Source organism: Methylophaga sp. UBA4204 (genome assembly GCF_002379485.1).
Classification (GTDB): Bacteria; Pseudomonadota; Gammaproteobacteria; order Nitrosococcales; family Methylophagaceae; genus Methylophaga.
The window spans coordinates 1-1,880 of sequence record NZ_DFTU01000065.1 but is presented as its reverse complement, the minus strand read 5'-3'; the positions used below and the strand labels follow the sequence as shown (position 1 = coordinate 1,880).

Sequence of the window (1,880 nt, the reverse complement as noted above, 5' to 3'; positions counted from 1 at the left end):
CCCATTTACGTTCCCACGCAGATGCGTGGGAACGAGTCTGGAGCGAAACCCATTAATCCTCTATAGGCGTTACCCGCCAAATGGTATTACCAACGTCATCAGCCACCAGCAAACCGCCTTGATTATCAACGACAACACCGACCGGGCGTCCCATAGCATCGCCGCTGCCATCAACAAATCCAGTCAGAATATCTTGTGGTTTACCAGAGGGTTCACCATTGGAGAAAGGCACAAAGATCACTCTATAGCCACTTAACGGCTTACGATTCCATGAACCATGCTGACCGATAAAAGCCCCATTCTGATATTTATCAGCTAGTAAGTCGTCTTCGTAAAAGGCGAGCCCTATCGAAGCGGTATGTGCACCCAGCGCATAATCCGGCTTGATGGCTTTTTCTACCAAATCAGGGCGTTGTGGTTCAACACGTTCATCAACATATTGTCCATAATAACTATATGGCCAGCCATAGAATCCACCATCCTGCACTGATGTCATGTAATCCGGGACCAGGTCACTACCGATTTCATCGCGCTCGTTAACCGTAGTCCACAACTCACCACTTTCAGGTTGCCAGGCCAGACCATTCGGATTACGCAACCCTGAAGCGAAAAGCCGCTTTTCACCCGTTTCCAGATCTACTTCCAGAATAGCGGCACGATTTTCTTCCGCTTCCATCCCGTATTCAGCAATATTACTGTTTGAACCGACCGTGGCATAAAGTAAAGTGCCATCTTCATTGGCAATAATATTTTTGGTCCAATGATAATTAATTGGGCCACCTGGTAAATCCGTCACATGTACTGGTTCGGCGGTAATTTGCGTCTGCCCTTCTTCATAGGGAAAACGCACAATGCTATCCGTATTAGCAACATAAAAATCATTACCAATCAGCTCCATGCCAAAGGGTGAATGTAAATCATCCAGAAAGACATGGCGTGTTTCAGCTACCCCATCACCATCCTCATCCCGCAGCAATGTAATTCGATCAGCACTGGGCACGGCAGCCCCTGCTTTTTTCATCACCAAACCTTTTATCCAGTCTTTAATACCCGGATCCGGTTTTTCGGTTTTGGGTGCATTTGATTCAGCCACCAATACGTCGCCATTCGGCAACACATACAACCAACGTGGATGATCCAAATCCATAGCAAAACGATTTACCTCCAATCCTTCTGCAGCCAGAGGTTTACCATCTATTGGCCATCCCACTGCCGGCGCGATATTCACTGTTGGTATCAAGGTATTATCCGGTTGGGTTATCAGTGGATCAGGGCCATAATCAGATTGTGGAGGGATTTTAGCGGTATCACCACAACCATTCAGACTAACGGCCAAAACGCCAATAACTGCGCTGTATAGATAACGATGCTGCATATCTCTGCTCCTGAATAAAGAATCAATACCTGAGTCTAACAAGGTTCACCTGAAGTTCGGCTTGCTTTGGGTTAAAGGACATTAAATAAATTGCCTTTATAGTGATTTGGTCATTCCAGTTGAGACAGCGGAATGTTTAATAATTGTGATTGTCTTATTTGGGTCTGTTGAGCTTTCAGAGCCGCCACTGCTGGAATCTCAACAGACCCTAGGTTTTATTTCACTCAATGGAGGTTGCATGCAAATTCAGGTTAATACCGATCGCCACATTCCAGGCGATGACACGCTCACCGACTCTATTCGTGAGGAACTACAACATTCTCTCAAACGATTCGATGAACACGTTACTCGTGTCGAAGTACATCTAAGTGATCAAAACAGTGAAAATCGTGGCGGTGCTGATGATATCCGTTGCCTGATCGAAGCCCGGATAGAAGGCCACCAACCCAACGTGGTCACCCATGACGCCGCGACCATCAAACAGGCGTTTACCGGCGCGACCGAT

At 46.8% G+C, this 1,880-nt stretch carries 2 protein-coding genes; one reads left to right on the top strand and one right to left on the bottom strand.

Going from position 1 to position 1,880, the window contains the following annotated elements; genetic code table 11:
- Positions 1-52 precede the first annotated feature (52 nt).
- Entirely contained in the window at positions 53-1,375 is a 1,323-nt protein-coding gene (locus B3182_RS09345) for a PQQ-dependent sugar dehydrogenase (protein WP_292357517.1), read from the bottom strand.
- Positions 1,376-1,613: 238 nt separating this feature from the next.
- Between B3182_RS09345 and B3182_RS09340 the strand changes: the two genes are divergently transcribed.
- Positions 1,614-1,880, top strand: a 267-nt coding sequence (locus tag B3182_RS09340; protein WP_292752539.1) for an HPF/RaiA family ribosome-associated protein, incomplete at its 3' end; no start/stop codon positions are given.

Coding starts and splice junctions, on each gene's coding strand:
- B3182_RS09345 (WP_292357517.1), bottom strand. CDS start 1,375: ATGCAGCATCGTTATCTATACAGCGCAGTTATTGGCGTTTTGGCCGTT.